This is a genomic window from Arthrobacter sp. 4R501, from assembly GCF_002929755.1.
Classification (GTDB): Bacteria; Actinomycetota; Actinomycetes; order Actinomycetales; family Micrococcaceae; genus Arthrobacter.
In genome coordinates this window covers 58,175-83,354 of record NZ_PJIW01000007.1, presented here as the reverse complement: position 1 = coordinate 83,354, position 25,180 = coordinate 58,175, and the positions used below count along the sequence as shown (strand labels likewise).

Annotated in this window: 23 protein-coding genes; 13 read left to right on the top strand and 10 right to left on the bottom strand. The window is 63.9% G+C overall.

Going from position 1 to position 25,180, the window contains the following annotated elements:
• Positions 1-111: 111 nt before the first annotated feature.
• A complete protein-coding gene (locus CXR02_RS08590; RefSeq protein ID WP_104061597.1) occupies positions 112-825 on the top strand; it encodes an SDR family oxidoreductase in 714 nt (237 codons plus the stop codon).
• A gap of 104 nt (positions 826-929) precedes the next feature.
• Here the strand turns inward: CXR02_RS08590 and CXR02_RS22585 are convergent, their stop codons facing one another.
• From CXR02_RS22585 to CXR02_RS08575, 4 genes are all read right to left on the bottom strand, one after another.
• Entirely contained in the window at positions 930-1,232 is a 303-nt protein-coding gene (locus CXR02_RS22585; RefSeq protein ID WP_219816398.1) for a hypothetical protein, read from the bottom strand.
• A gap of 342 nt (positions 1,233-1,574) precedes the next feature.
• Positions 1,575-1,718, bottom strand: a complete 144-nt coding sequence (locus CXR02_RS22580) for a hypothetical protein (RefSeq protein WP_219816397.1) — start codon at positions 1,716-1,718, stop codon at positions 1,575-1,577.
• A gap of 33 nt (positions 1,719-1,751) precedes the next feature.
• Positions 1,752-2,618: an alpha/beta fold hydrolase gene (locus CXR02_RS08580; RefSeq protein WP_104061596.1), complete on the bottom strand. Its 867-nt coding sequence runs from the start codon at positions 2,616-2,618 to the stop codon at positions 1,752-1,754.
• A 65-nt stretch (positions 2,619-2,683) separates the two neighbouring features.
• Complete coding sequence (locus tag CXR02_RS08575) at positions 2,684-3,679, bottom strand: NADP-dependent oxidoreductase (RefSeq protein WP_104061595.1); 996 nt, start codon at positions 3,677-3,679, stop codon at positions 2,684-2,686.
• A 768-nt stretch (positions 3,680-4,447) separates the two neighbouring features.
• Between CXR02_RS08575 and CXR02_RS08570 the strand changes: the two genes are divergently transcribed.
• The 6 genes from CXR02_RS08570 to CXR02_RS08545 all read left to right on the top strand — a co-directional run bounded on the left by CXR02_RS08570 (position 4,448) and on the right by CXR02_RS08545 (position 12,010).
• Positions 4,448-6,001: a glycoside hydrolase family 32 protein gene (locus CXR02_RS08570; RefSeq protein WP_104061594.1), complete on the top strand. Its 1,554-nt coding sequence runs from the start codon at positions 4,448-4,450 to the stop codon at positions 5,999-6,001.
• Between the two features lie 239 nt (positions 6,002-6,240).
• Positions 6,241-7,677, top strand: a complete 1,437-nt coding sequence (locus CXR02_RS08565) for a GH32 C-terminal domain-containing protein (RefSeq protein WP_104061593.1) — start codon at positions 6,241-6,243, stop codon at positions 7,675-7,677.
• A gap of 47 nt (positions 7,678-7,724) precedes the next feature.
• Positions 7,725-9,059 (top strand): ABC transporter substrate-binding protein, encoded by a 1,335-nt coding sequence (locus tag CXR02_RS08560; protein ID WP_104061592.1) that lies wholly within the window; start codon positions 7,725-7,727, stop codon positions 9,057-9,059.
• A 49-nt stretch (positions 9,060-9,108) separates the two neighbouring features.
• Complete coding sequence (locus CXR02_RS08555) at positions 9,109-9,990, top strand: carbohydrate ABC transporter permease (protein ID WP_056341101.1); 882 nt, start codon at positions 9,109-9,111, stop codon at positions 9,988-9,990.
• Complete coding sequence (locus CXR02_RS08550; RefSeq protein WP_104061591.1) at positions 9,987-10,892, top strand: carbohydrate ABC transporter permease; 906 nt, start codon at positions 9,987-9,989, stop codon at positions 10,890-10,892. Before CXR02_RS08555 ends, CXR02_RS08550 begins: the two co-directional genes overlap by 4 nt.
• 38 nt (positions 10,893-10,930) lie before the next feature.
• Positions 10,931-12,010 carry a LacI family DNA-binding transcriptional regulator gene (locus CXR02_RS08545; protein ID WP_104061590.1) on the top strand — a complete coding sequence of 360 codons (1,080 nt, stop codon included), beginning with the start codon at positions 10,931-10,933 and terminating at the stop codon, positions 12,008-12,010.
• A gap of 160 nt (positions 12,011-12,170) precedes the next feature.
• Here CXR02_RS08545 and CXR02_RS08540 read toward each other — a convergent pair whose 3' ends face one another.
• The 3 genes from CXR02_RS08540 to CXR02_RS08530 form a co-directional block, all read right to left on the bottom strand.
• The gene (locus CXR02_RS08540) at positions 12,171-12,758 is read right to left on the bottom strand and encodes an adenylate kinase (protein ID WP_181037177.1); all 588 of its coding nucleotides are present in this window, start codon (positions 12,756-12,758) and stop codon (positions 12,171-12,173) included.
• Positions 12,759-12,928: 170 nt separating this feature from the next.
• Positions 12,929-14,452, bottom strand: a complete 1,524-nt coding sequence (locus CXR02_RS08535) for an aldehyde dehydrogenase family protein (RefSeq protein WP_104061588.1) — start codon at positions 14,450-14,452, stop codon at positions 12,929-12,931.
• Between the two features lie 94 nt (positions 14,453-14,546).
• Positions 14,547-15,002: a nucleoside deaminase gene (locus CXR02_RS08530; RefSeq protein WP_104061587.1), complete on the bottom strand. Its 456-nt coding sequence runs from the start codon at positions 15,000-15,002 to the stop codon at positions 14,547-14,549.
• A 162-nt stretch (positions 15,003-15,164) separates the two neighbouring features.
• Here CXR02_RS08530 and CXR02_RS08525 point away from each other — a divergent pair, with 162 nt between their 5' ends.
• Positions 15,165-15,737: an SRPBCC family protein gene (locus CXR02_RS08525; protein WP_104061586.1), complete on the top strand. Its 573-nt coding sequence runs from the start codon at positions 15,165-15,167 to the stop codon at positions 15,735-15,737.
• 21 nt (positions 15,738-15,758) lie between these two features.
• Positions 15,759-15,896, top strand: a complete 138-nt coding sequence (locus tag CXR02_RS22350; protein ID WP_181037169.1) for a hypothetical protein — start codon at positions 15,759-15,761, stop codon at positions 15,894-15,896.
• Between the two features lie 3 nt (positions 15,897-15,899).
• On the opposite strand, the gene CXR02_RS08520 is transcribed toward CXR02_RS22350, so the two are convergent.
• The gene (locus CXR02_RS08520; RefSeq protein WP_104061585.1) at positions 15,900-16,283 is read right to left on the bottom strand and encodes a MarR family winged helix-turn-helix transcriptional regulator; all 384 of its coding nucleotides are present in this window, start codon (positions 16,281-16,283) and stop codon (positions 15,900-15,902) included.
• Between the two features lie 84 nt (positions 16,284-16,367).
• Here CXR02_RS08520 and CXR02_RS08515 point away from each other — a divergent pair, with 84 nt between their 5' ends.
• From CXR02_RS08515 to CXR02_RS08500, 4 genes are all read left to right on the top strand, one after another.
• The gene (locus CXR02_RS08515; protein WP_104061584.1) at positions 16,368-17,912 is read left to right on the top strand and encodes an MFS transporter; all 1,545 of its coding nucleotides are present in this window, start codon (positions 16,368-16,370) and stop codon (positions 17,910-17,912) included.
• An 87-nt stretch (positions 17,913-17,999) separates the two neighbouring features.
• Positions 18,000-18,368, top strand: a complete 369-nt coding sequence (locus tag CXR02_RS08510) for a hypothetical protein (protein WP_104061583.1) — start codon at positions 18,000-18,002, stop codon at positions 18,366-18,368.
• Between the two features lie 269 nt (positions 18,369-18,637).
• Entirely contained in the window at positions 18,638-20,281 is a 1,644-nt protein-coding gene (locus CXR02_RS08505) for an alkaline phosphatase (RefSeq protein ID WP_104061582.1), read from the top strand.
• The gene (locus tag CXR02_RS08500) at positions 20,278-21,588 is read left to right on the top strand and encodes an alkaline phosphatase family protein (protein ID WP_104061581.1); all 1,311 of its coding nucleotides are present in this window, start codon (positions 20,278-20,280) and stop codon (positions 21,586-21,588) included. Before CXR02_RS08505 ends, CXR02_RS08500 begins: the two co-directional genes overlap by 4 nt.
• A 216-nt stretch (positions 21,589-21,804) precedes the next feature.
• Here the strand turns inward: CXR02_RS08500 and CXR02_RS08495 are convergent, their stop codons facing one another.
• Entirely contained in the window at positions 21,805-23,559 is a 1,755-nt protein-coding gene (locus CXR02_RS08495) for a thiamine pyrophosphate-dependent enzyme (RefSeq protein WP_104061580.1), read from the bottom strand.
• Positions 23,560-23,613: 54 nt separating this feature from the next.
• Positions 23,614-25,134, bottom strand: coding sequence for an amino acid permease (locus CXR02_RS08490; RefSeq protein WP_104061579.1), 1,521 nt, complete (start codon positions 25,132-25,134; stop codon positions 23,614-23,616).
• Positions 25,135-25,180: the final 46 nt, after the last annotated feature.

Genomic DNA, 25,180 nt, shown 5'->3' with positions numbered 1-25,180 from the left:
CTCTGACTACACTCAGTTATGAACGCAGTCACTAATGCTGCTGCTCAGATACTGCTCTCATCTTCGCATGGCCTCTGAACACGGCTTCATCGCAACGAAAGAAGACACACCATGCCCTCACTTAAAGGATCCATCGTCCTCGTAACCGGTGCGAACGGAGGCATTGGAACAGAGTTCGTTCACGACGCCCTCGCCCGCGGCGCAAGCAAGGTGTACGCCACAGCCCGGTCTCCCCGCGACTGGGAGGACGAGCGCATCGTCCCGCTCACCCTCGATGTCACGGACCCGGCCTCCATACAGGCAGCGGTCGAGGCCGCCGGGGACATCACGGTGTTGATCAACAACGCCGGAGCCTCCGTGGCCAGCAGTGGCATCCTCACCCACACCACTGAAGAAATCCGAACCAACGTCGAGACAAACTTCCTCGGCCCATTGTTCCTCACCCGGGCATTCGCTCCGACCCTGTCAGCGAGGGAAGAGTCTGCGATCATCAACATCCACTCCGCCCTGAGCTGGTACGCCGTCGCCGGCATCTACAGCGCCACTAAGGCCGCCCTCTGGTCGGCCACCAACTCACTGCGCCTGGAACTCGCCCCCGCAGGCGTCCACGTTGTGGGCGTACACGTCGGCTATGTCGACACCGCGATGGCAGCACACACCACCGAGCCCAAGACGGACCCGGCCGATCTCGTGCGTACCGTATTGGACGCTGTGGAAGCCGGTGAGTACGAGGTCCTCGCTGACGACACGTCCGTACAGCTCAAGGCCGGACTCAGCGCCCCCATCGAGGCCGTATACCCACAGCTGACCGCCAAGAACGCCTAAAACACCCGTGGCGCCGTGGTCATGACACGGTTTCATGACCACGGCGCTACCAATCCCCGATTGAACGAAGGTACGTATGTCCTCGACACTTTCGCGGATCCTGTCTACTCCTCGTAGTGCGGAAGGATGCGAGCGTCTTTGACGTAAGTCAGTGCCGCAGAGACGTCGTAGGCGTGGACCGCGGAGGCGAAGGACGCCAGGGGGTCGGACAGGCTCTTCACCTCTGGACTCTCGAAGAATGCCGCCCGGGCTGACTTGTCTGCGAAGCCGAGGATCAGTGAGGCGTGAAAGTGCTGGTCTTTCGGGTTGTCGTGCGCGACGTCTGGGGTGTCCCAGAGCTTCTCGTACCAGGGCATGAAGGTCTGCGTGCGGAGTTCCGTCAGCCCCGTCTCGGCGAGACCGGACACGAGCTTCGTCGAGATGAACTTTCGGAAGCCACCCGGACATCGTTTCGCCTGCGGAGGTAGACAAGCGCGCGGGCACCGACGCTTTCGTCCGGGCCCGCGACGTCGTACGAGCGGGAGGAATTCGGCGGGCCGGCGTAGAGCAGGGTGCAGCGGAACACGTTGATCTCGTCCTTGAACGCCAACCGGGTCTGCTTCCGTCCCCGTAACGGCGAGAGCACGGAGGCGAAGGTGACTTCGGCGACCCCATCGATCCGCCGGTCACCGGGAATGGCGGTCTCGACGCCGGGAGTGGCCGGCCACAGCCCGGGATTGGTCTCGGCGAGGTGGATCTGGCGGTACTCGTCAAACCCCCGGGGTCGGAGAGATGATCGTGGAGTGGGGACCTTTCCAGTAATCCATCCCCTGCTGCCGAGGCTGGTCGTTGCGGATCCACAGCATGATCGATGAGGCGAACGGCTTCTTCGTGTACGGAATCGTTGTGGACATTTGCTCGTCCTTACGGTGAGTTGTCGGTGCCGGTCAGCGGGCGAGGAACTCGACCGCAACGGGGGCGAACTTGTCGTGGAACTGATAGATACCTCCGTGGCCGGAGCCTGGGTAGATGACCATTTCGGAGCCGCTGATGCGGCGGTGCAGATCCCCGGAGAGGACCGAAGGCACCATCCGGTCGTTGTCCCCGTTGGCGATCAGGGTGGGCTGGGTGATCTTCGACAGGTCTGCCGGCGTCCCGCGACCCCACGTTTTGATGGCTTTCAGCTGGGTCTGAAAGGCCTTGACCTTAATGGGGGCGTCGCGGTCCGCGGTGCGCTCCTCGAGTCGCTTCACGAATGCTTTCCCTGCTTGCTTGCCCGCTGTGTCACGGTTGAAGAACAGGAATTCCTTCGGGTCGGACCGGGTAAGGGTGGCCCGAAGTATGTCGTAGTAGGTGGTCCCAACAACCTTGTCCATGTCCTTACCACCCTTGGGGCCGGTGCCGGTGAGGACCAGCTTGCGGACGAGATCCGGGTGCTTGAGGACCAGGGCCTGGGCGACCATACCGCCGAGGGAGAAGGAGAAAACGTCGATCTTCTCGAATCCGAGCGCCTTGATAAAGGTGTAGGCGTCATCGGCCATCGCCTCGATGCTGCCGGGCACCTGGCCGGTCGAGGCACCGACACCCCGGTTGTCGAAGGTGATGACGTGATGGTTCTTTGCGATGGGGTCAATGATGCGCGGGTCCCAGTTATCCAGGGTGGCCGCCAGGTGGACGAAGAAGACGACGGGAATCCCGCCCTTGGGGCCAAGCTCTCGGTAGGCGTAGGTGACGCCGCCTGCGCTGATTCGGCGTGACGGCGCTTTGGCATAGGACGTAACGACGGGTTCGTTTGAGGGTTTGGGGGTGTTCACGGCGGTTCTCCTGTGAAGTTGATTCGTGGTTGTCTGATGAAGATGGGGTGGATGCCCTGGATGGCTCAGGGGTTGCTGATGACGGCCTTGCCACGGATGCCGCCCTTTTCCAGGCCCTCGAGGGCCTGGACGGTCCGCCCGAAAGGGAAAACGCGGCCGACGACGGGGCGGAGCGCGCCGCCGTCGATCAGTGCGGTGATCTGGCGCAGCTGGTCGCCGCTGGCGCGCATAAAGAGGAACTGGTAGCTGACGCCGAGCTTCCTGGCCTGCCGGCGGATACCTGCGCTCAGGCCGCTGATCGCCAGGCGGAGTACCGGATTCAGGCCGGCTTCGCGTGCAAAGGCCGGGTCCGGAGGCCCGGCGATTCCAATGGCCTTGCCGCCGGGCCTGAGCACGCGCAGAGACTTCTCGAGGTTCACGCCGCCGAGGCTGTCCAGCACCAGGTCGTAGCCGCTCAGGAGCTGTTCGAAGTCCTGGCTGCGGTAGTCGATGACGATGTCGGCGCCGAGCTCGCGCACGAAGTCCATGTTTGAGGCACTCGCTGTGGTCGCGACGGTCGCCCCAAGGTGCTTGGCGAGTTGGATGGCGATCGACCCGACTCCCCCGGCGCCGGCGTGGATAAGGACCTTCTGGCCGGGCCCCACGTTGCCGCGCTCAACGAGCGCCTGCCACGCGGTCAATGCGACCAGCGGCAGCGAGCCCGCCTCCTCCATGGTGATCGATGCAGGTTTGAGCGCAAGATCGGCCTCGGCAATGGCGATTCGCTCGGCGAACGTGCCGATGCGGTCCTGGCCGGGGCGTGCATAAACCTCGTCGCCAGGCTTGAACGCGCGCACCTTTGAACCGGCACGGATGACGGTTCCCGCGACATCGTTTCCGGCGATCAAAGGAAGCCGGTAGGGGAGGATCTGCTTGAACTCGCCCGCCCGGATCTTCTCATCGAGCATGTTGAGGCCCGCGGCCTGCACCTGCACCAGCACATCCCACTCCCCCACCGTGGGCTCCGGAACATTCGATTCCTGCAGTGGGCCTTTGTACTTATTGACGACGAACGCCCTCATGGTTCCGACTCCCTCTTGGTGATGTTGCATCACTCAATTACTGACTAAACTCAATTATGAGTTCAGTCAGTAATGATGTCAAGGGAAACCTACGCCTACCCAACATCCGTCGTAGGCGTCAGCCGAGCCGGGTGATGCGGTAGAGAACCACCTGGTCGGGGTGGATCCGCGGGGATGCGACACCCACCCTTGACAGGACGCTGCCGGGCACGTTGGCTCCGGGAAAGATCACGTCATCCTGAATGGCAACCCGCAGAGACGTGCGCTCAATCGCCTGGCCGGCGGCAGGAGCCCGGAGGGTGTGGCTCCGGGGAAGACACGCCCGTCGCCCGGCAGCATTCGGGCAGACCTACCTTTATTTCCCTCGTGGCCGGTCGCCTACGATCGCTACCATTCTCCTGTACCGCCCGGACAACGGAGACCAGGCCAGATGAAGCTGTCCGGGACAAGCCACCGGGACCGTCTCATCCTTATATCCAGGAAAGCCGCTGCTGCGCGGCAGGACCCGACGTGGAGCAAGCAGTTTCCAGAGCATCCGGGTCCAAAGGTTCCGTGCCGCTGGCGTTCGAGCTGGAGGTGGTGCGAAGGTCAGCTTACGTCCGGAGGCCGGGATTCCGCCCGGCCCACAGAAGAGATTCAAGGAAAGATCCGCTAAAACGCTTGATCACGACGGCGCCAACATCTATCTTTAGCTTGATCAAGCGCTTAAGCAGGACCGGGCATCAAAGTTGATGCCTGCAGCTACCACCCTTTGCGAGGAAGCAAAACATGACCCATGATTTTTCTCGGCGCCACGTCCTGCAAGGCACAGGAGCAGGAGCACTCGCCCTGTTTATGAGCAGCGGCATGCCCATCACGGCCGCCCAGGCCAAGGGATCACTGCGTGCCGTCTACCACCTGACCCCGCCGTCCGGCTGGCTGTGCGACCCGCAGCGCCCGGTGTATGCCAACGGCGCCCACCACCTCTACTACCTTCACTCCGGGCAGAACAACGGCCCCGGCGGATGGGACCACGCCACAACCACCGACGGGGTGACCTTCACCCATCACGGAGTCGCGCTGCCGCTGCAGCCAGACTTTCCCGCGTGGTCGGGCTCGGCAGTCTTCGACACTTCAAACACTGGGGGCTTCGGCGCGGGAGCCATCGTGGCGCTCGCGACGCAGCCCACCGACAACATCCGCAAGTACCAGGAGCAGTACCTGTACTGGTCAACCGACGGCGGTTACACCTTTACGGCACTCCCCAATCCGGTGATCGTCAATTCCGACGGCCGGACCGCGACGACACCGGCAGAGATCGAGAACGCGGAATGGTTCCGCGACCCGAAGATCCACTGGGATGCGGCGCGCAGCGAGTGGGTATGCGTAATCGGCCGAGCCCGATACGCAGCGTTCTACACCTCGCCGAATTTGCGCGACTGGCAGCTGAAACGCAACTTCGACTACCCGAATCACGCGCTTGGCGGCATCGAGTGCCCCGACCTCTTCCAGATGACCGCCAATGACGGCACACGGCACTGGGTGCTCGGCGCAAGCATGGACGCCTACAGCATCGGCCTGCCGATGACCTTCGCCTACTGGACAGGCACGTGGGATGGCGAAGAATTTATCACCAACAACCTCGACCCGCAGTGGCTCGATTGGGGCTGGGACTGGTATGCCGCCGTGACCTGGCCGGCGGTCGATGCACCGGACGAGCGACGGTACGCGATCGCCTGGATGAACAACTGGAAGTACGCCGCGCGCGATGTTCCCACCGATGCCTCCGACGGGTACAACGGCCAGAACTCGATCGTGCGCGAGCTGCGCCTGGAGCGTCAGCCAGAAGGCTGGTACAGCCTGCTCAGCGCCCCGGTCGGGGAGCTCTCAAATTACGTCAGCTCGACAACCGTGCTGCCCGACCGCACCGTGAACGGGAGCGCCGTGCTGCCGTGGAGCGGCAGCGCCTACGAGCTCGAACTCGACATCTCGTGGGATGCTGCCGCGAACGTCGGAGTATCGGTGGGGCGCTCCGCCAACGGCACGCGCCACACGAACATCGGCAAGTACGCTGATGAGGTCTATGTCGACCGCGCCCCTTCGGACCAGGGCGGCTTCTCGCTCACGCCGTACACTCGTGCGGCAGCGCCGATCGACGCCGCCGCACGCTCAGTGCACCTGCGCATTTTCGTCGACAAACAGAGCGTCGAAGTCTTCGTCAATGCCGGGCAAACGGTGCTCTCCCAGCAGGTGCACTTCGCAGACGGCGACACCGGAATCTCGCTGTACGCCGACGGCGGCCCTGCGACCTTCTCCGGAATCACCATCCGCGAATTCAGCTAATACCTGAACCAGGCTGCCGGCCCCCAGGAGCTTCCTGTCGGCCGGCAGTGCTGTGTCCTCCGAAGCTTCCGGAACCGGGGGTCCGCGGGAAGTATGAGGCTACTTCCGCGCTCCGCATCTTCCGGATCAAGACCAGCGAAAGAATAAACCTAAACTTTGCTAAAACGCTTGATCAGGTTTCCGATAGGGGCTAGATTACAAGTGATCAAACGTTTTAGCAGAAATGGACATCAGCGCCGATGAAACGCTCAGTATTCTTCCAGCCCTCCGATGGATGGGTTGGCGATCTTATCCCCTTCGAGAAGGACGGGGAGTTCTGGCTCTTCTACCTTCACGAGGTCCGCTCAGACCCGAAGCCGGGAACCTCGTGGAACCTGGTCACCACCAAAGACCTCACGCAGTTTGCGGACCAGGGTGTTTCGCTCCACCACGGAAGCGACACCGACCTGGACTTCAACGCTTACACGGGCAGCGTCGTCGTCGATGAAAGCGGCAACCACCGCCTGTTCTACACGGGACAGAACCCACGGAACCTCGGACCGGACGGCGTTCCCCTGCAATTGGTCATGCAGGCCACCAGCACCGATGGCATGCAGACCTGGGTGAAGCACCCCGAGCTCACTTTCGGCGCCCCGGACGGCTATGAGTCCGGGGACTGGCGAGATCCGTTCGTCTTCCGGGATGAGGCGGCAGGCCAGTGGCGGATGCTGCTGGCGGCACGGCACTCCGCAGGACCTGAACGCCGCCGCGGCGTCATTGCGCAGTGTGTGTCCGATGACCTGGTGAACTGGCGGCACACCGAACCGTTCTGGGATCCGCGCCGCTACATCACGCATGAGTGCCCGGATGTCTTCGCGTGGGGTGACTGGTGGTACATGGTCTACTCGGAGTTCTCCGAATCCTTCACCACCCGGTACCGCATGGCCAAGAGCCCCGACGGCCCGTGGACGGTACCGGACCTGGACAGCATCGACGGGCGCGCCTACTACGCCTCAAAGACCGCGGAGCGGGACGGGCGCCGCTTCTTTTTCGGCTGGATCGCCAGCAAGGAAGGCAACCGCGACGACGGACCCTGGCAGTGGGCAGGCACGATGTCCGTCCTGGAAGCCAGCCAAAATGCAGACGGAACGCTCGGATTCGCCTTCGCCGATGAACTGGTGGACAGCTTCTGGGAGGACGTGCCGGTGTCTCTGGCGCACGAACTGCCCACCCGGCTCAACGCCCCGGACGGATACACCGCCGTCGTCTCGGAGGAAGAACTGCCCAGCCAGTTTTACGCCAAGGCAGTGCTGGACATTGCCCCCGGGACAACGGAATGCGGTCTGCTGCTGCGCTCAGGGCCAGACGGTGACCAGTCCTACGTGCTGCGCCTGGAACCGAAGCGCGGCAGGCTAGTCTTCGACCGATGGCCAAGGACCAGCACCGGAGACGCGCAATGGCATGTCTCCGGCGACATTCCGTTCCACATCGAGTTGGAACGCCCGTGCGACCTGTCCCCCGGCGAACACACCCTGGAAGTCATCGTCGACGGCGACATCTGCGTTGCCGTCCTGGACCGGCAGGTGGCCCTCAGCACCAGGATCTACGACTTGCCCGCGGGGCGGATCGGCGTTTTCGCCGGCGAAGGATCCGTCACCGTCACTGAACTTCAAATACGTCAGCGCACCGACAACTAAATACTCACCACTCTCATCCTCCGTTCCAATCAAAGGAGATTGCCCTCATGAAAAAACTCTTCCGTGCTGCCGCTGTCGCAGCCGTCACCGCCCTGGCTTTGACAGCATGCGGCGGCGGAGGGTCAAGTGACCCTTCCAACGTCAGCCCCACCGGGGAAATCAAAGCCCGTGAAATCTCGTGGCTGCTTTCGCGGCCGGCCGACGGGGCCGTCATCAACATCATGAAGAAGCTGGCGGAGGAGTACGCCAAAGACCACCCCGGCTTCGAACTGAAGCTCATCACCACTCCCGACCGGCCCTCCTACATCCAAAAGCTCGAGACGCTGGCCGCGGCCAACAAACTCCCCGAGCTCTTCGACACCGACGCCACGCCCTTCGCCCAACAGCTGGCCAAACAAGGCAAAATGGTGGACGCCGAAAAGCTGCTGAAGTCCCTGGACGTCTACGACGACTACCGGCCCAGCGCGCTGGATTACCAACGGTTCGACGACGGGTCCCTGAACATGATCCCGTTCCAGTTCGAGCTGGAGTTCGTCTGGTACAACAAGGCCCTGCTGCAGAAGGCCGGGGTCGCCGTCCCGAAGTCCCTCGATGACATCCCCGCCATGTGCACCGCCCTGCGCGATGCCGGCATCACCCCCATCGCCATCGACGGCCAGGACCAGTGGCCTCTCGAGCGGTACGTCGCCTACCAGCCGTTCCGTGAAGCCGGGCCGGACTTCATCCAGAAGCTCAAGAAGGGCGAAGCGAAGTTCTCTGACCCCGCAGGCCAGAAGACCGTCGAATGGCTGGCGGCGCTCGGCAAGGCCAAGTGCTTCCAGGATGGCTTCTCATCGCAGGGCTACTCCGACGCCCAGAACCAGTTCACCTCCGGCCAGGCAGCGATGTACAACATCGGCACCTGGGAGCTGCCCAGCCTGGCAACGGACAAGCTGAATCCTGAAGTGCGCGGGGACATCGATTTCTTCACCTTGCCAACCACTGCAGGATCCGTCACGGCGGCAAACGAGTTCGTGTCGCCGTCGGGCATTGGCATGGCCGTCAACTCCAAGACCTACGACCCGCTGGTCAGCGACTTCCTGAAGTTCGCGCTGAAGAAGTACCCGGCCGAATACGCGGCCACCGGTGCGCTCTCGCCGACCACCAATGTGGAGACCGCCCTGCCGGCCAACGCCACGCCCTTGTACAAGAAGGCCCTGGAGAAGGCCAACGACCTCGGGGGCAAGCAGGCCATGCCGTGGGACACTCAGCTTGACCCGACAACCAACGGCCGGCTGCAGCAGGAGCTAGTGCTCCTCGTCCAGGGCAACATCACGCCCGAACAGTTCACCAGCACGATGGACAGCACCATCGCGCAGAACGCCCCGAAGTTCTTCAAGTAATCACAGCGGTGGGGGCTGCGGCTGCGGCCCCCACCCGAAAGGCCTAGCCATGCTCCCCAACAGGTCACGACTTTCTGTCCTGGTGTTCCTGCTCCCGCCCTTGCTCCTTTACTGCGTCGCCGTGCTGTTCCCCATCGTGCAGTCGCTGTTCCTCAGCTTCTTCTCCTGGAACGGCATCAGCGACATGGAGTTCGTAGGGCTCGCCAACTACGTGCGGATGCTCACCGCAGACGACATCTTCTGGCGCTCCTTCTTCAACGCCCTCGGATATCTGGCCATCTGCCTGGTGCTGCAGCTCGGCGGCGCCCTGCTCGTGGCCAGCCTCCTCACCTCGATGCGACGCGGCCGCGAGCTCATCAAGACCCTCTACCTGCTGCCGGCGGTGATCTCCACCGTGGCCATCGCGTTCCTCTTCGTGCGCATCTACTCGATAGAACCGGTTGGCCTGCTCAACCAGCTCCTGCACTGGATCGGCCTCGGCGCCCTTGAACGGCCCTGGCTCTCGGACATCAACACCGTGCTCACCGCAGTATCGGCTCCGGAAGGGTGGCGGTTCACCGGCCTGTACATGCTCATCATCTACGCGGCGCTGCTGTCCGTCCCGCAGGAACTTGAGGAGGCGGCCCGCCTCGACGGCGCCTCGCGGTGGCAGCTGTTCACCAAGATCCGCTTCCCGCACATCATGCCCGTCTGGATCACCACCACCATCATGGCAACCACCTACGGCCTGCGCGGATTCGACATCCCCTACCTCATGACCAACGGCGGCCCGGGACAGTCCTCGGAGCTGCTGACCACCTACATGTACAAGACGGCCTTCTCGAGCACCGATTTCGGATACGCCAGCACAATCGCCGTATTCATCGTCGTCGAGTGCCTGGTGGCCGTAGGGCTCATCCTCTTCCTGCTCAAACGAAAGGCGGACGCATGACCGCGACGGCAGCTCCGACCACCAGGCCTGTGGCAGTCCCATCAGACAGCCTGCCGCCGCTCCGCCGACGCAAGCCGCCCAGCCTCCACAGCACCCTGTCAAGAGTGCTTATCGCCCTCATCGTCATCGTGCAGGTCTACCCTCTCGCCTGGCTTTTCATCACCAGCCTCCGCACCGAACACGACTTCGCGACCGGCGACCCCTTCGCACTGCCAAAGTCCCTGACGTGGGAGAACTACGCCCGCGCCTTCGAGACGGGCAACCTCTGGTTGAACATCCTGAACAGTTTCATCGTCACCATGGGAGCCAATGTCCTGATTGTGCTGCTGGGAATGATGGCCGCCTATGCGTTGCAGGTCCTCGGGTTCCGGTTCAGCAAGTTCGTCCGCAGCCTTTTCCTGGTCGGCATCATCGTGCCCGTCCAGATCGCCCTCGTGCCGCTCTTCATCGACTACTCAACCATCAACCTGCTCGACACCTACCCGTCGATGATCATTCCCCTGGCCGGCTTCGCCCTTCCGATGTCGATCTACCTTTTCTCGTCATTCTTTGAATACATCCCCCGGGAAACGTACGAGGCCGCGTCTCTTGACGGAGCAGGTCCATACCGTATCTTCGGACTAATCACGCTGCCCCTTTCGGTAAATACCGTCGTGACAGTCGTCCTGGTCAACAGCATCTTCATCTGGAACGATTTCATCTTCGCCAACACCTTCGTCCTTTCCGAAGAACTGAAGACCATTCCACTGGGCCTGCAGAACTACATCGGCGCCATGGGAAAGACGGACTGGACGGCCACGTTTGCCGCCGTCTGCATCACCATCACGCCCCTGCTGCTGGTCTTCCTTGTGCTGAACAAAGCCATGATCCAAGGCCTGGAGAGCGGTGGGAGTAAGGGATGACAGCAGGAACAGCCGGATATACTCCTCAAGGAGGGCTCATGAATTCGCAGGAGAATAGTTCGGTCACACCGCTGGGTGCGGCTGCACCCCTCGGACGTCCCGGGCGCCCTCAACCCGTCACGCTCCGGCAGGTAGCCGAGGCCGCGGGCGTTTCGACTGCCACCGTCTCCCTGGTAGTGAACAAGAAAAAGACTGCCCGGATATCCGACGAAACCCGCCAGCGCGTGCGGGACGCCATCCGGGACCTGGGCTATCGGCCGAATGCCATGGCGCAAACGCTGGTCAGCGGGAGTTCGCGGTTCATCGGGCTCGTAGCCGATGCCATTGCCACCACCCCTTTTGCCGGCCAGATCATCCACGGCGCCCAGGATGAAGCCTGGAAGCACGGCTACGCCCTTCTCATCGCCAACACCGAAGGCAACCGCGAGCTCGAGACGGACGCGATTGCCATGATGCTTGAATACAAGGTGCGCGGAATCCTCTACTCCACCTGGTTCCACCGGCCCACGGACATCCCGGCCTCCCTTAAGGAGTCGGACTTCGTCCTCGTCAACTGCTTCTCCACGGAACCAGGCTCCCGGGCCGTGGTCCCGGATGAAGTACAGGGCGGCCGTTCAGCCACGGAGATCCTGCTGAAACACGGGCACCGCCGGATCGCCTTCATCAACGCCACCATCCCGGCCCCGGCTAAGGACGGACGACTCCAGGGCTACAGGGAAGCACTGGAAGCGGAAGGCATCCCGTTCGACGCGGGCCTGGTCTTGGAAGCCTACCCAGACCAGGAAGGCGGGTACGGAGCGACCGAGGAACTCCTCAAGCGCGAAGCCACTGCCGTGTACTGCTACAACGACCGCATGGCGATGGGGCTATACGACGGGCTGCGCGAGCACGGGCTCTCCATCCCCGAGGACATAGCAGTGGTGGGATTCGATAACCAGGAAGTCATCGCCGCCCACGTCCGGCCCCCACTTTCCACCGTGGCTCTCCCCCACTACGAACTGGGCGCAGCCGGAGTGCGGATGCTCCTGGGCCTTGATGAGGCACCGGCCGCTGACCCCACAAAAATCCACTGTCCCACCGTGGAACGAAACTCCGTGCGGGCTCTGGCCCCCGCATAGGCGCACCCAGGAATTGGCCGGTGCCGCCGTCCGCCATCGAGCGATGACTGCGACGAGCCGTGCGTTCGCCCGTACAGCCAGGTCGAGCCTGTCGGATTCCGGTGGTGGTTTCCGACAGGCTCGATCACCGCTACTCATCAGCGGTGCAGGCGGTTGAGTACTACCGTCCGATTACGGCGGAGACCCTAAGAAGATCTCCGAGCGTGCTCATCACCCTGTCCGTGACCTCGCCGACCCCGCCAATCCCGTCAACCCTGGCGAGGATGCCGCGGCCGGCATACTTGGCCACCACGGCCTCGGTCTGCTCGTGGTACAGGTCCAGCCGGTGCCGGATGACGGCTTCCGTGTCGTCGCTCCGGCCGGTTTCCTTGGCACGGCCCAGCAGGCGCGTGACCAGTTCCTCGTCGTCAGCGGTCAGCTGCAGGACGACGTCGAGCTTCTGGTCACCGTTGGCCAGGATTGAGTCAAGATAGTCCACCTGTGCCGTGGTCCGGGGGTAGCCGTCCAGGAGGAAGCCGGCGTCCACGTCATCCTCGCTGAGGCGCGACCTGACCATTTCGTTGGTGACGCTGTCCGGAACGAAATCCCCGTTGTCCATGTACTTTTTCGCCTCCACGCCCAGCGGGGTCTCGCCCTTGACGTTGGCGCGGAAGATGTCGCCGGTGGAGATCGCCACAACGCCGAGGCGTTCGGAGATCTGTTCCGCCTGCGTTCCCTTGCCCGAACCGGGCGGGCCAATAATCAGCATTCTGGTCATTCAGATGTCCCTTCGTGGTGCCGCTTTTTTGTCGGTGGTGCCCTCAAGCAGGGTACGACGGCGGGAGGTCCCGCCGTCGTCCCGGGGCCTTTTGTGCTGCTACCGGTAGTTATGGTGCAGCGGGCGGTCAGGTGCGGGCGGGCCTGACAAGGGTGCTGCTTCTAGAAGAAGCCGAGCTTGTTCTCTGAGTGGCTTACCAGGAGGTTCTTGGTCTGCTGGTAGTGGTCCAGCATCATGGAGTGGTTTTCACGTCCGATGCCCGAGGACTTGTAGCCGCCGAACGCTGCCCCGGCAGGGTAGGCGTGGTAGTTGTTCACCCACACCCGGCCGGCCTGGATCTCGCGGCCGGCACGGTAGGCCACGTTGCCGTTGCGCGACCAGACGCCGGCGCCAAGCCCGTACAGGGTGTCGTTGGCAATGCTGACTGCGTCCTTGTAGTCGCCGAAGCGTGCAACGGAGACTACCGGGCCGAAGATCTCCTCCTGGAAGATCCGCATCCAGTTGTGCCCCTCAAAAATGGTCGGCTGGACATAGAAACCGCCGGCCAGGTCCCCGTCAAGCTCCGACTGCGCACCGCCGGCCAGGATTTTGGCGCCCTCTTCGAGTCCGATGTCGATGTAGGAGAGGATCTTCTCCATCTGGCCCACCGATGCCTGGGCACCGATCTGGGTGTTGGTATCCAGCGGGTTGCCCTGGATGATCTGTTCTGTCCTGGCCACGGCATCAGCCATGAAGGAATCGTAGATACCGTCCTGGACGAGGGCACGGGAGGGGCTGCTGCAGACTTCGCCCTGGTTGAAGGCGTAAAGGGTGAAGCCCTCCAGCGCCTTGTCGTAGAACGCGTCGTTGGATTCGGCGACATCGTTGAAGAAGATGTTCGGGCTCTTGCCGCCGAGTTCCAGGGTGACCGGGATCAGGTTCTGGCTGGCGTACTGGCTGATCAGGCGCCCGGTGGAGGTCTCGCCGGTGAACGCGATCTTGCGGATCCGCGGGCTGGAGGCCAGCGGCTTACCCACTTCTGCCCCGAAGCCGTTGACGATATTCAGCAGGCCCGCAGGCAGCAGGTCCGCAATGAGTTCCGCCAGGACCAGGATGGAGGCCGGGGTGTTGGAAGCGGGCTTGAGCACCACCGCGTTGCCGGCCGCCAGGGCAGGAGCCATCTTCCAGACGGCCATCAGGATGGGGAAATTCCACGGGATAATCTGGCCCACGACGCCGAGGGGTTCGTGGAAGTGGTAGGCCGTGGTGTCGTCGTCGAGCTGGGACAGCCGGCCTTCCTGGGCGCGGATGGCGGAGGCAAAGTAGCGGAAGTGGTCCGCAGCGAGCGGAATGTCCGCATTCAACGTTTCGCGGATGGGCTTGCCGTTGTCCCACGATTCGGCGACAGCGAGCATCTCAAGGTTCGCGTCGATCCGGTCGGCGATCTTGTTCAGCACGGCGGCGCGCTCTGTGGCCGAAGCCTTGCCCCACGCCGGGGCGGCCTTGTGCGCGGCATCGAGTGCGAGCTCAACGTCCGCGGCGGCGCCGCGTGCCACCTCGGTGAATTGCTTTCCGTTCACCGGGGAAACGTTCTCGATGTATTGGCCGGTCGTTGGAGCCACCCATTCTCCGCCGATCCAGTTCTCATAGCGGTCCTTGAACTGGACCTTGGATCCTGATTGGCCGGGCTGTACATAAACAGTCATGGTCACTCCTCTGGAAAACAGACGTCTTCGTCCTGGCCCCCATGCTAGAACTTCAAAGGTTGCGACCAGGCTGCGAAGGTGTGCAGCGAGGTCTTTACTCGGCGATGTCCTCCGCCCATAGTTCAGGGTGCTCGTCCTGGAAGGTGCGCATCATCTCGACGCATCGGGCATCATTCAATACCACCACTTCGACGCCGCGTGAGCGGAGAAGTTCGAATTCGCCGGTGAACGTCTCGGCCTCGCCCACCACCACGCGCGGAATCTTGAACTGGATGATGGTCCCCGTACACATCGCACACGGCGCCAGGGTTGTGTAGAGGGTTGTGTCCCGGTAGCTCTTCTGGCGTCCGGCAGCCCGCAACGCAGACATCTCGCCGTGGGCGATGGGATCGCCATGCTGGACACGCTCGTTGTGGCCGCTGGCAATGACCACCCCGCCTCGGGCCAAGGCAGCACCGATCGGGATGCCGCCCTCTCGGAGGCTCTTTTGTGCGGCCTCGTAGGCAGCTTCGAAGACCGGGTCTGTGATGGTTCGTTCAGTTTCAGACATGGGTGCAGTCTAAATCGCGCGCGTCAAAGTATTGTTGCTGACCGCTGACATAGGCGGTCAGCGGGCAAACGTCCCGCTAAAGCATGCGGAACCGGATCGTTGACCACGTGGAGCGACGTGAGTACTCTGGGTCAACTATCCATCCTTGCCGTGGAGGCAGCCATGGTCGGCAATTCCAAAAGCAGCATCGACTACGAATTCCTGACCGTCTGGCGCGTCGCCGGGACCCCGCACGAGGTTATGGACATTCTGGGTGATGCCGGAACACTGGCCCGCTGGTGGCCCTCGGTGTATTTGACTGTTGTGCCACTCGATCCAGGCAACTCGGATGGCAGTGGAAAGGCGTTCTCCCTACATACCAAGGGTTGGCTGCCGTACACCCTGAAGTGGCGGCTCACCGTCACCGAGCCCATCACGGAGCATGGATTCGCAATCTCCGCGCACGGTGACCTCAACGGCACCGGACGCTGGACCTTCGAACAGGACGGGCCAGAAACGGTTGTCACCTATGACTGGCGGGTCAGTGCGGCAAAACCGCTACTGCGTCGGTTGAGCTGGCTGCTCAGGCCCGCCTTTTCCGCAAATCACCGTTGGGCAATGGCCCGCGGACAGGAAGCCCTCGCTCTGGAATTACGACGACGACGGTCTGGCGCGGATCTCTCCAATATCCCCCAGCCTGCGCCGCCCACGTTTGTAAGCCGGTACCGCCGGCCAGGGAGGACAACCCAGGCCTGACACGAAAGAGCCGGCCGGGCCATGTCAAGCGACCTTGACACCCTGATGCGCGCCTCTACCGTGTCAAGTGAACTTGACTTCGCGCCGCAGGAGGATGGGCGCTCAATCAAATCCGCAACCTCGGATGCGGAAGAGCCCAGCCAGGACGGCAAGGGCTGAGGGTTAGTCTTGGCCCAGGTTTTCCCTTAGCAGGGCGCGGTGTTCGACGGCGGCCTGCCGGTGGAGCGCGCGGCCGGCGTCGGTGAGTTCCAGGTACAGCGAGCGCCGGTCATCTTCGCAGGACTGGCGGGAAATCAGTCCGGCTTTGTCGAGCCGGTCCACCACCTTGGACATGGCGCTCTGGGTCATCGGCGTGCGCTCACCGAGTTGCTTCATGCGGCATGCCGCATCGGTGCTTTCGGCCACGAGGTCCAGGATTTCAAACTCCGTCAGGCCGATGCTGAACTTCGACTCCAGCGCACGGTCCAGCGCCCCGGCGGTATGGAAGTACGTGGTCTGGATGCTGCGCCATTGCTCAACCAACTGGCGGTCCTGCGGTTTTGCCATGCAGCAATTCTAGTTCATGACCAATTAAAAGTCCACGTCATAATATTCCTTGTCATTCAATGACGTGTCATATAAGTTGTTGCCATGACTTCAACTTCCACCCTTGAAAGAACAGCCGGAGACCGGCTTACAGCTGTGCGTTGGACCCGCGCACAATGGATGCTCCTCCTGGTCCTGTGCACCGTCCTGGCACTCGACGCACTGGACGTATCAATGGTCGGCGTGGCCCTGCCCTCGATCGGCAACGAACTTCATCTCGGAACCGAATCCCTCCAGTGGATCGTCTCCGCCTACGTGCTCGGCTACGGAAGCCTGCTCCTGCTGGGCGGACGAATGGCGGACCTGCTCGGCCGGCGGCGCATCTTCCTGATTGCGCTCAGCGTCTTCGCCGCGGCATCCCTGCTCGGCGGACTGGTGGATGACCCGGCCCTGCTGATCGCCACCCGCTTCGTCAAGGGCCTGGCCGCCGCATTTACGGCTCCCGCGGCCTTCTCGATCATCACCACCAGCTTCGCGGAGGGGCGCGAACGCAACCGCGCCTTGTCCATCTTCACGACGTTCGGCGCCAGCGGCTTCTCCCTCGGCCTGGTTGTGGGAGGCCTCATGACTTCCCTCAGCTGGCGCTGGACCTTCCTGGTCTCCGTTCCGGTGGCAGTCGCCGTCGTAATCCTTGGCCTGAAGTACATTCCCAGGGACGGCGCCGCAGGCCAGGCTGCCAACGGGGAGCAGGAGAGCGGGCATGACGTCTGGGGCGCCATCACGCTCGCGGCCGGCATGCTGGGGCTCGTGTACACGCTGGTAGCGGCCCCGGGGAACGGCTGGGGATCTGTGGCAACTATCGCCGGATTCGTGGCCTCCGCCGGGGTGCTGGCAGCGTTCGGTGTGATCGAAAACCGCGTCAGGCACCCCCTGATCCGGTTCAGCATCCTCAAGGAAGGCTGGGTTGCCCGGGCCAACCTCAGCGCCGTGGGGCTGTTCGGTTCCTACCTGAGCTTCCAGTTCATCCTGACGCTCTACCTGCAGTCTGTACTGGGATGGAGCCCCCTTGGCATGGCCCTGGCGCTGCTCCCGACCGGCCTGCTGGTTGCGTCAAGCGCACCGTTCGCGGACCGGCTCATCGAGAGATTCGGCGCCCCGCGGCTGATCCTGACCGGTCTGGCGGCGTTGACGCTCGGATACGTGCTGTTCCTTCGCGTAGGCACCTCGCCCAATTACGTGACCGACATTCTGCCGTCCGTCCTGCTCCTGGGCGTCGGTTTCGCCCTGGCCTTCCCGTCCATCAACGTCCAGGCCACCGCAGGCATCCGGGATGCGGAGCAAGGTTTGGCCGCAGGCCTGATCCAGACCAGCACCCAAGTCGGCGCCGCCCTGGTACTTGCCGTCACCACGGCAATGGTGAGCGGTCACGGCAATGCGCCCGAACCAGGTGCTGCCGTCAATGCGGCCGCGATGCTGGAACAGTACCGGCCGGGCTTGATCCTGAGCGCCGCGGTGGCCGTGGCTGCTCTCCTCATTGCCGCGACGCCCAGGCTATCGCCGGGCAAAAGGCGCGAGCCGGGAGTTCAAACCGACGGGCGTCCAGAGGATTCCACAACGAGCGTTGAGGAACTGGCCGAACTAAGCAAGTGACAGCAGCCGACGCCGGCCCAACCGCGACGAAGCCAGCGCTACGCTTCGATCTCGCCGCCGAACGCGCGCAGGTGCTGCCGGAACGCGATGGTCGCATCCGAGTTCCGGGCTGCAAGGTACTTCCCCCAGGCGGGCCTGGGTCCGGAACGTGGTGCGCAGGTTCATCTTCGCGGCCTGGGAACGTTCGGTGTCGCGGATCGTGGCTGCCACGTCCGCGACGTCGGCGGCGCGGCTGAGCGGAATGAACAGGGCACCGTCGTCGTCGCTCAGGACGAAGGCCTCGGCGGTGACGCCGTGCTCGCCGCACCTTGCGGACTCCAGCGCGGCGGGGTCGCGTGGATCGAGTCGCGTGGATCGAGCCGCTGCGGGCCCACCGGCAGTGCCCCCTGGCTGAAGACCGGCAGCCGGATGGTCCGCAGCTCGCTCTCTGCCAACCATTCAGACGGCAAGGTCTAACTGTTCCCCGCAGAGCTCATCATTCGCCCGTCCTGCGTCTGCGCCAGTGGATTGAAGTCCCTGGGCCAGTGACTGGGCCGGCACTGCGGGCCTCGTCAATCCACTGCGGATGCCAACCAGCGAGGGGATGTGGGCGGAGAACCTCTCGCTTCCCTAGTGCTGGATAAGCCAGGATATGGACTGCGCCACGGAAAACACTGGGTGAACGTCTGGCTAACCAGGCCAAAAAGCCGCCCCTTGACCCTTTGAGCGTGCGGATACTGGAAGGCATGACTAACTTTACTCGTCGTCAAGTTCTGCGCTCAGCAGGGGTCGCTGCCGTGGCTGGGGCCATGGTCTCCGGCACTGCAGCAAGTGGCTTTTCCGCCTCCCAGGGTGGCGTCTTCGGCCATGGGGTCGCCTCGGGAGACCCGATGGCGGACAGCGTGCTGCTGTGGACTCGCGTGACGCCAGCGCCCGCAGCGCTGCCAGGCACCGGGCTGGGCCCGGATGTGTCCGTCGGCTGGGAAATCGCTGCAGACGCCGGCTTCAAGAAGATCGTGGCCAGGGGTACTGCCGCCACCGGCGCGGCCCGGGACCATACGGTCAAGGTCATCGCCGGCCGGCTGGCCCCTGCCACCAACTACTGGTATCGCTTCAAGCTGGGACAGGCCGTATCGCCGGCGGGCCGTACGCGCACCGCCCCCGCGGCGGGTGCGGCCGTGGACCGGCTGAAGTTCGGCGTCGTGTCGTGCGCCAACTGGCAGGCGGGCTACTTTTCGTCCTACCGCCATCTGGCCGCGCGCGGCGACCTCGACGCCGTCCTTCACCTCGGCGACTACCTCTACGAATACGGGCCCGGCGAATACCAGGCACGCGACGTCGTCGTCCGCCCCCACGAACCCGCCCAAGAAATGACACAGCTCGCGCACTATCGGCGCCGTCACGCCCAGTACAAAACCGACCCTGACCTGCAAGCCCTGCACGCCGCCGCCCCGTTCATCGTGACCTGGGACGACCATGAATCCGCTAACGACGCGTGGAAGGGAGGCGCCGAAAACCACACCGAGGGCGCCGAAGGCGCGTGGATGGAGCGCGTCGCCGCCGCGCAGAAGGCTTACGCCGAATGGATGCCCGTGCGCTATGAGCCGGGCGGCCAACTGTACCGACGCCTGGACTTTGGCTCCCTCGCCAGCCTGTCCATGCTGGACCTGCGCTCCTACCGTGACCAGCAGGCCGCCAACGGTGCGGATCCCTCCGTCAGCAGCCCCGCCCGCACTATCACCGGCGCCGCACAGATGGACTGGCTGCTGGGCAACCTCAAGTCCACGGGCCCGCAATGGAAGCTTGTTGGCAATCCCGTCATGATTGCGCCGGTCCGCGTTCCCTCGACCCTGAACACCGCAGAGCTGGCCGGTGTGCAAAAGCTGATGGGCGGCACGAGCATCAGCGGCGTGCCTTATAACGTGGACCAATGGGACGGCTACGAGGCGGACCGCAACCGCGTGGTCCGCCACCTGCGGGATAACGCCGTCAAAGACACGGTGTTCCTCACCGGCGACATCCACTCCGGCTGGGCCTGCGACATCCCCGCGGATCCGGCCAGCTACCCGGCCACCGGTGATTCCGTGGCCGCGGAACTCGTCTGCACTTCCGTCACGAGCGACAACCTCGACGACATCCTGAACGTTCCGCCCCGGACCGCATCCGTCAGCGTCGAGAACGCCATCAAGGCGGCCAACCCGCACGTGAAGTACCTGGACTTCGACTCGCACGGCTACTCCGTCCTGGACGTGACAGCCGCCGGCGTCCGGATGGACTGGTACGTCCTCGCCGAACGCACCTCCGCCAGCTCAGGAGCCACACTGTCCACATCATTCAACGTCCAAGCCAACTCCGGCAAAGTCACCCCGACGCAGGGAGGACTCCAGTGAGCCGTTCACCGCAGCAGGGCACGCCCGCCAGCAGCAGACTTCCGACGCCGGGACGCCGGCAGTTCCTGCAAATCGCCGCTGCCGGCGGGGCCGCCGTCGTCCTTTCGGCAGCGCAGGGCACCGCCTGGGCTGCACCCGCCGCTGGACGAACGCGAAGCTACGTGCTGGTGGTGGACGGCTGCCGGCCGGATGAGATTACGCCCGCGCTGACTCCGAGGCTGGCTGCACTGCGCGATGCAGGCACCAATTTCCCCGCGGCACGTTCGCTTCCGGTGATGGAGACCATCCCCAACCACGTAATGATGATGACGGGTGTCCGCCCGGACCGCTCGGGCGTGCCGGCCAACTCCATCTTCGACCGGACCGACGGCGTTGTTCGCGACCTCGACCGGTCCACGGACCTGCACTTCCCGACCCTCCTGGAGCGGCTGCAGGAGCACGGCCTGACGACCGGCTCCGTGCTTAGCAAGAAGTACCTTTACGGCATCTTCGGTGCCCGCGCCAGCTATCGGTGGGAACCCCAGCCAGTGCTTCCCGTAACCGGCCATGCGCCCGACGCCGCCACCATGGACGCCCTGCTGGCGATGGTGAACGGGCCGGACCCGGACTTTGTGTTCACCAATCTGGGCGACATTGACCGCGTAGGCCACTCAGACCTTTCCGGAACCACGCTGCGGGCGGCGCGTGAGGCTGCCCTGGCGGAAACAGACCTGCAGGCGGGGCGCTTCATCGACCACCTCAAGAACGCCGGAAAATGGGACTCCAGCGTGGTGATGGTCCTCGCCGACCATTCCATGGACTGGTCCATCCCCAACAACCTCATCTCGATCAACCTCATCCTCCAGTCCCGTCCGGAGCTGCAGTCAAACATCACGATTGCCCAGAACGGCGGCGCGGACCTGCTCTACTGGACCGGCCCCGAACCGGACCGCATGGCCGGACTGGCCGCGGTCGAACAGCTGGTCAGAGCGCATGAGGGCGTGCTCTCGGTCAACAAGCCGGCGGACCTGCGGCTGGGCCACGAGGCCGGAGACCTGGTGGCCTACTGCCGGGCGGGGTGGCGCTTCTCCGACCCGTACATCGCGTCCAACCCGATCCCCGGCAACCACGGTCACCCCGCCACAGAGCCCATTCCCTTCTTCATATCAGGCGGCAGCCCGCTGGTAGCGAAAGGATCGGTGTCCTCTGAGGCTGCCCGGACCATCGACGTCGCGCCCACCGTTGGCAGCATCTACGGGCTCAAGGCCCCTGCGGGTGGCTACGACGGCGCGGGCCGGGTCTCTTCCCAGACGAAACCGCGCAACTGAGGACGCCCCGTCAGGCTCTGCTGCCTGGTTGGTGGTTCCCATGCGCGGTCTCGCCGTAGCCCATGGGAAATCTCCGGCTCCGCGTCCAGCAGATGCCGGGCTAGTTGAGACTGTGCACAGCCGGGGCGGGTGAGCAGATGCCTGACTTCGGGCAATGCGTAAGGGTCGTGCTGAGCAGTCCCGCCGTCGTCCGCTGTTCTGTCAGGATTACTGGGCTCAGTAGGCCTTAACGCGCTGTTCCACGATGAGATGGATGAGGGCAAAGACGCCGTCTTCATCGATGGCCGCAAGGGCGGCGTCCAGTGCGGCGGGAACGTCGCAGTCCTCGGTGACAGTGATCCCGAAACCGCCGAAAGCCTGGGCCATCAGGCCGAAGTTCGGGTTCTTCAGCTGGGTCCCGGACACGCGCGAGGGGTAGTGCCGCTCCTGGTGGGTGCGGATGGTGCCGTATTCCTGGTTGTCCATGACGATCACCAGCGGCGTGGCACCGTACTGGGCCGCGGTTGCCAGCTCCTGGCCGTTCATGAGGAACTCCCCGTCCCCTGCGATGGTGACCACGCGGCGCCCGGGTTCGGCAAGTGATGCCGCGATGGCCGAAGGCACCGAGTAGCCCATGGAGCCGTTACGGGCGCTGATCATGGAGGCGTAGCGGCGGGTGGGGAAGTAGCGGTGGGCCCAGTTGGTGTGCTCGCCCGCGCCGAACGTCACCAGGGAGTCCTCCGGCAGCCTGGGCACCAAGTTAGCCATCAAAGTGTCCATCCGTGCCTGCCCCGCTGCCGGCGCCGCCGCGGGTAGTGCGGCGAACCGTTCCTGCTCGCCCCGCATCCGGTCCGTCCACGCTTTCCACTCTTCCTTCACCGGCAGGTCGACCCCCACAAGGTCGCGGACAAAGGCCTCGGGCTTGGCCAGAATCTGCCGTGAAACGGGCCCCGACCGGCCACGGAGTGAGGGGTCGGCTGTGACCAGGAAGTTCCTTTTGTTCCAGTCCTGCCGGCAGACGAAGCCGTCCGTAACCACGTCGCCCGGCACTGTCCCCACAAACACCAGTAGGTCGGTTTCCTCCAGGAGGTCGTAGGTGGGGCGGGGCCGGCCGTAGCCAATGGGGCCCACATACGAGGGGGAATCGAAGGACACCGTTCCCTGCGTCCGCCATTCAGCTGCTGCCGGAATATGGTGCCGTTCCAGCCACCCCGTCAGCTGATCCGCCGCTGCCTGCGTCCAGTCGTTGCCGCCGGTGACAAAAAGCGGCTTGCTAGACTCTGCCAGCGCAGCCTCCAGGGCGGCGGCATCGGTGCTGCTCAAGCCGCCGGCCGCTACCGGAATGGCGGGGTGCAGCGCCGGGTCGATCTGCTGCCGGATGATGTCCTCCGGCAGGCCCACCACCACCGGGCCCGGCCGCCCGCTCATGGCAGCAAACATCGCCTCGGCCACGATCTCGGATGCCCGCTCCGCATGGTCCAGGACCATAACGCGCTTCGCGCCCGTATCGAACCAGGCCTTGATGTCGAACTCCTGGAACGCCTCCCGGTCCCGGTGCGCGAACGGGATCAGGCCGACGAACAGCAGCATGGGGGTGGAGTCCTGCCACGCGGTGTGCAGCCCCACATGCGCGTTGGCGGCGCCGGGCCCCCGGGTCACCATCGCTATGCCCGGGCGCTGGTGCATCTTGCCGTCGGCCTCGGCCATGTAGGCGGCGCCGCCTTCGTGCCGGCAGACGATTGTTTCAATATCCGAGTTGTGCAGGCCGTCCAGGACGTCCAGGAAGCTCTCGCCGGGAACCACATAGGTGCGCTCCACACCATGGGCCACCAGCGAATCAACAATCACGTGCCCGGCTGATTTCAGTGCCTGACCGGCGCCGGCGTGGGGCACCTCCGAATGGCTTGCCTGCCGGGAGCCTTGCTCGGAATTCCCGACGGCGGCGGGCAGGGTGTGGGATGCGGTCAGGGTTGCTTCGGTTTCCGTTGTCATGGGCTTTCTTTGGCTGTTTGGACTGGTTTGGCGTTGTAGCGGATGGTGCGGGCTTTATCTGAAGGTCTCCGCCGGCGGGTTGGCGATGACGGGGGCTGTGCCGGTGAAGCCGTCGCGGGTCTCGGCGATTTCACGGATGCGGGCCCGGCAGGCGTACCAGCCGAACACCATCAGCACGGAGGCGATGGCCGTGACCAGCATGGTGAGCGGGGATTCGATGAAGACCATGACCAGGACGCTGGCGAGGAAGAGCAGCGAAAGGTAGCCGGTGTACGGGGCACCGAACATCCGGAACGACGGGCGCTTAAGCCAGCCCTTGTCCGCCCAGCGCTTGAGCTGGATCTGGCAGAGCACGATGGTTGCCCAGGTCATGATGATGCCCACGGAGGCAACATTCAGCACGATCTCGAAGGCCTGCGCGGGCATCAGGTAGTTCAGCGGGACGCCGAGGAGGGATACTCCGGCGGTGATGGCGATGCCGCCGTAGGGGACGCCCGCCTTGTTCATCCGGCCCGCGAACTTGGGTGCGGAACCGTTCACGGACATCGAGCGCAGGATGCGTCCGGTGGAGTACAGGCCGGCGTTGAGCGAGGACAGTGCTGCGGTGAGGACCACCAGGTTCATGATGACGTCTACGCCCTGGATGCCGATGGATCCGAAGAACGTTACGAACGGGCTGACACCCTTCACGTAGGACGTGTACGGCAGCAGCAGGGCGAGCAGGATGACGGAGCCGACGTAGAACACGGCGATGCGGAAGACCACGGAGTTGATGGCCTTGGGCATGATCTTTTCGGGGTTTTCGGTTTCTCCGGCGGCGGTGCCCACGAGTTCGATGGAGGCGTAGGCGAACAGGACGCCCTGCATCAGGATGATCATGGGGAGCAGGCCGTTGGGGAAGACGCCGCCGTTGTCCGAGAGGAGGCTCAGGCCCACCGGCTGGCCGTCCACGGGGGTGCCGAAGATGACGAAGTAGGTGCCCACCACGAGGAAGACCACCAGCGCCGCGACCTTGATCAGGGCGAACCAGAATTCCATCTCGCCGAAGACCTTGACGGAGACGAGGTTCAGGGCGAGGACCACCACCAGGGCGATCAGGGCCCAGGCCCACTGCGGGACCTCGGCCATCCAGGGGATGTAGTTGCCGAAGAAGTTCATGTACAGGGCGGCGGCGGTGATGTCCACGATGGTGGTGGTGGCCCAGTTGATCCAGTAGAACCAGCCGGAGACAAACGCGGCTTTCTCGCCGAAGAATTCGCGGGCGTAGGAGACAAACGAGCCCGACGACGGGCGGTGCAGCACCAGTTCGCCCAGTGCGCGCAGGATGAGGAACGCGAAAAAGCCGCAGACGGCGTAGGCGATGACCAGCGACGGGCCGGCGGCGTTGAGGCGGCCGCCGGCGCCGAGGAACAGGCCGGTGCCGATTGCGCCGCCGATGGCGATCATCTGGATCTGCCGCGGTTTGAGGTTCTTGTGATAACCCTTGTCCTCCGCGTGCAAGGCACTCTCAGAGGCGTGCGCGTGGCCGCCGTCGGCTTGGTTTACTACAACCGCGTCATTGGGGTTGATGGGCATGGTTGATCCTTTCGATCAGGGAAGGTCTAGTTCGGTAAGGGGAGGG

Excerpts from the sequence above, each read along its gene's own strand:
- CXR02_RS08590 (WP_104061597.1), top strand. The coding sequence starts at position 112 with ATGCCCTCACTTAAAGGATCCATCGTCCTCGTAACCGGTGCGAACGGA.
- CXR02_RS22580 (WP_219816397.1), bottom strand. The coding sequence starts at position 1,718 with ATGTCCACAACGATTCCGTACACGAAGAAGCCGTTCGCCTCATCGATC.
- CXR02_RS08575 (WP_104061595.1), bottom strand. The coding sequence starts at position 3,679 with ATGAGGGCGTTCGTCGTCAATAAGTACAAAGGCCCACTGCAGGAATCG.
- CXR02_RS08570 (WP_104061594.1), top strand. The coding sequence starts at position 4,448 with ATGACCCATGATTTTTCTCGGCGCCACGTCCTGCAAGGCACAGGAGCA.
- CXR02_RS08565 (WP_104061593.1), top strand. The coding sequence starts at position 6,241 with ATGAAACGCTCAGTATTCTTCCAGCCCTCCGATGGATGGGTTGGCGAT.
- CXR02_RS08560 (WP_104061592.1), top strand. The coding sequence starts at position 7,725 with ATGAAAAAACTCTTCCGTGCTGCCGCTGTCGCAGCCGTCACCGCCCTG.
- CXR02_RS08555 (WP_056341101.1), top strand. The coding sequence starts at position 9,109 with ATGCTCCCCAACAGGTCACGACTTTCTGTCCTGGTGTTCCTGCTCCCG.
- CXR02_RS08550 (WP_104061591.1), top strand. The coding sequence starts at position 9,987 with ATGACCGCGACGGCAGCTCCGACCACCAGGCCTGTGGCAGTCCCATCA.
- CXR02_RS08545 (WP_104061590.1), top strand. The coding sequence starts at position 10,931 with ATGAATTCGCAGGAGAATAGTTCGGTCACACCGCTGGGTGCGGCTGCA.
- CXR02_RS08540 (WP_181037177.1), bottom strand. The coding sequence starts at position 12,758 with ATGCTGATTATTGGCCCGCCCGGTTCGGGCAAGGGAACGCAGGCGGAA.
- CXR02_RS08535 (WP_104061588.1), bottom strand. The coding sequence starts at position 14,452 with ATGACTGTTTATGTACAGCCCGGCCAATCAGGATCCAAGGTCCAGTTC.
- CXR02_RS08530 (WP_104061587.1), bottom strand. The coding sequence starts at position 15,002 with ATGTCTGAAACTGAACGAACCATCACAGACCCGGTCTTCGAAGCTGCC.
- CXR02_RS08525 (WP_104061586.1), top strand. The coding sequence starts at position 15,165 with ATGGTCGGCAATTCCAAAAGCAGCATCGACTACGAATTCCTGACCGTC.
- CXR02_RS22350 (WP_181037169.1), top strand. The coding sequence starts at position 15,759 with ATGTCAAGCGACCTTGACACCCTGATGCGCGCCTCTACCGTGTCAAGT.
- CXR02_RS08520 (WP_104061585.1), bottom strand. The coding sequence starts at position 16,283 with ATGGCAAAACCGCAGGACCGCCAGTTGGTTGAGCAATGGCGCAGCATC.
- CXR02_RS08515 (WP_104061584.1), top strand. The coding sequence starts at position 16,368 with ATGACTTCAACTTCCACCCTTGAAAGAACAGCCGGAGACCGGCTTACA.
- CXR02_RS08510 (WP_104061583.1), top strand. The coding sequence starts at position 18,000 with ATGGTCGCATCCGAGTTCCGGGCTGCAAGGTACTTCCCCCAGGCGGGC.
- CXR02_RS08505 (WP_104061582.1), top strand. The coding sequence starts at position 18,638 with ATGACTAACTTTACTCGTCGTCAAGTTCTGCGCTCAGCAGGGGTCGCT.
- CXR02_RS08495 (WP_104061580.1), bottom strand. The coding sequence starts at position 23,559 with ATGACAACGGAAACCGAAGCAACCCTGACCGCATCCCACACCCTGCCC.
- CXR02_RS08490 (WP_104061579.1), bottom strand. The coding sequence starts at position 25,134 with ATGCCCATCAACCCCAATGACGCGGTTGTAGTAAACCAAGCCGACGGC.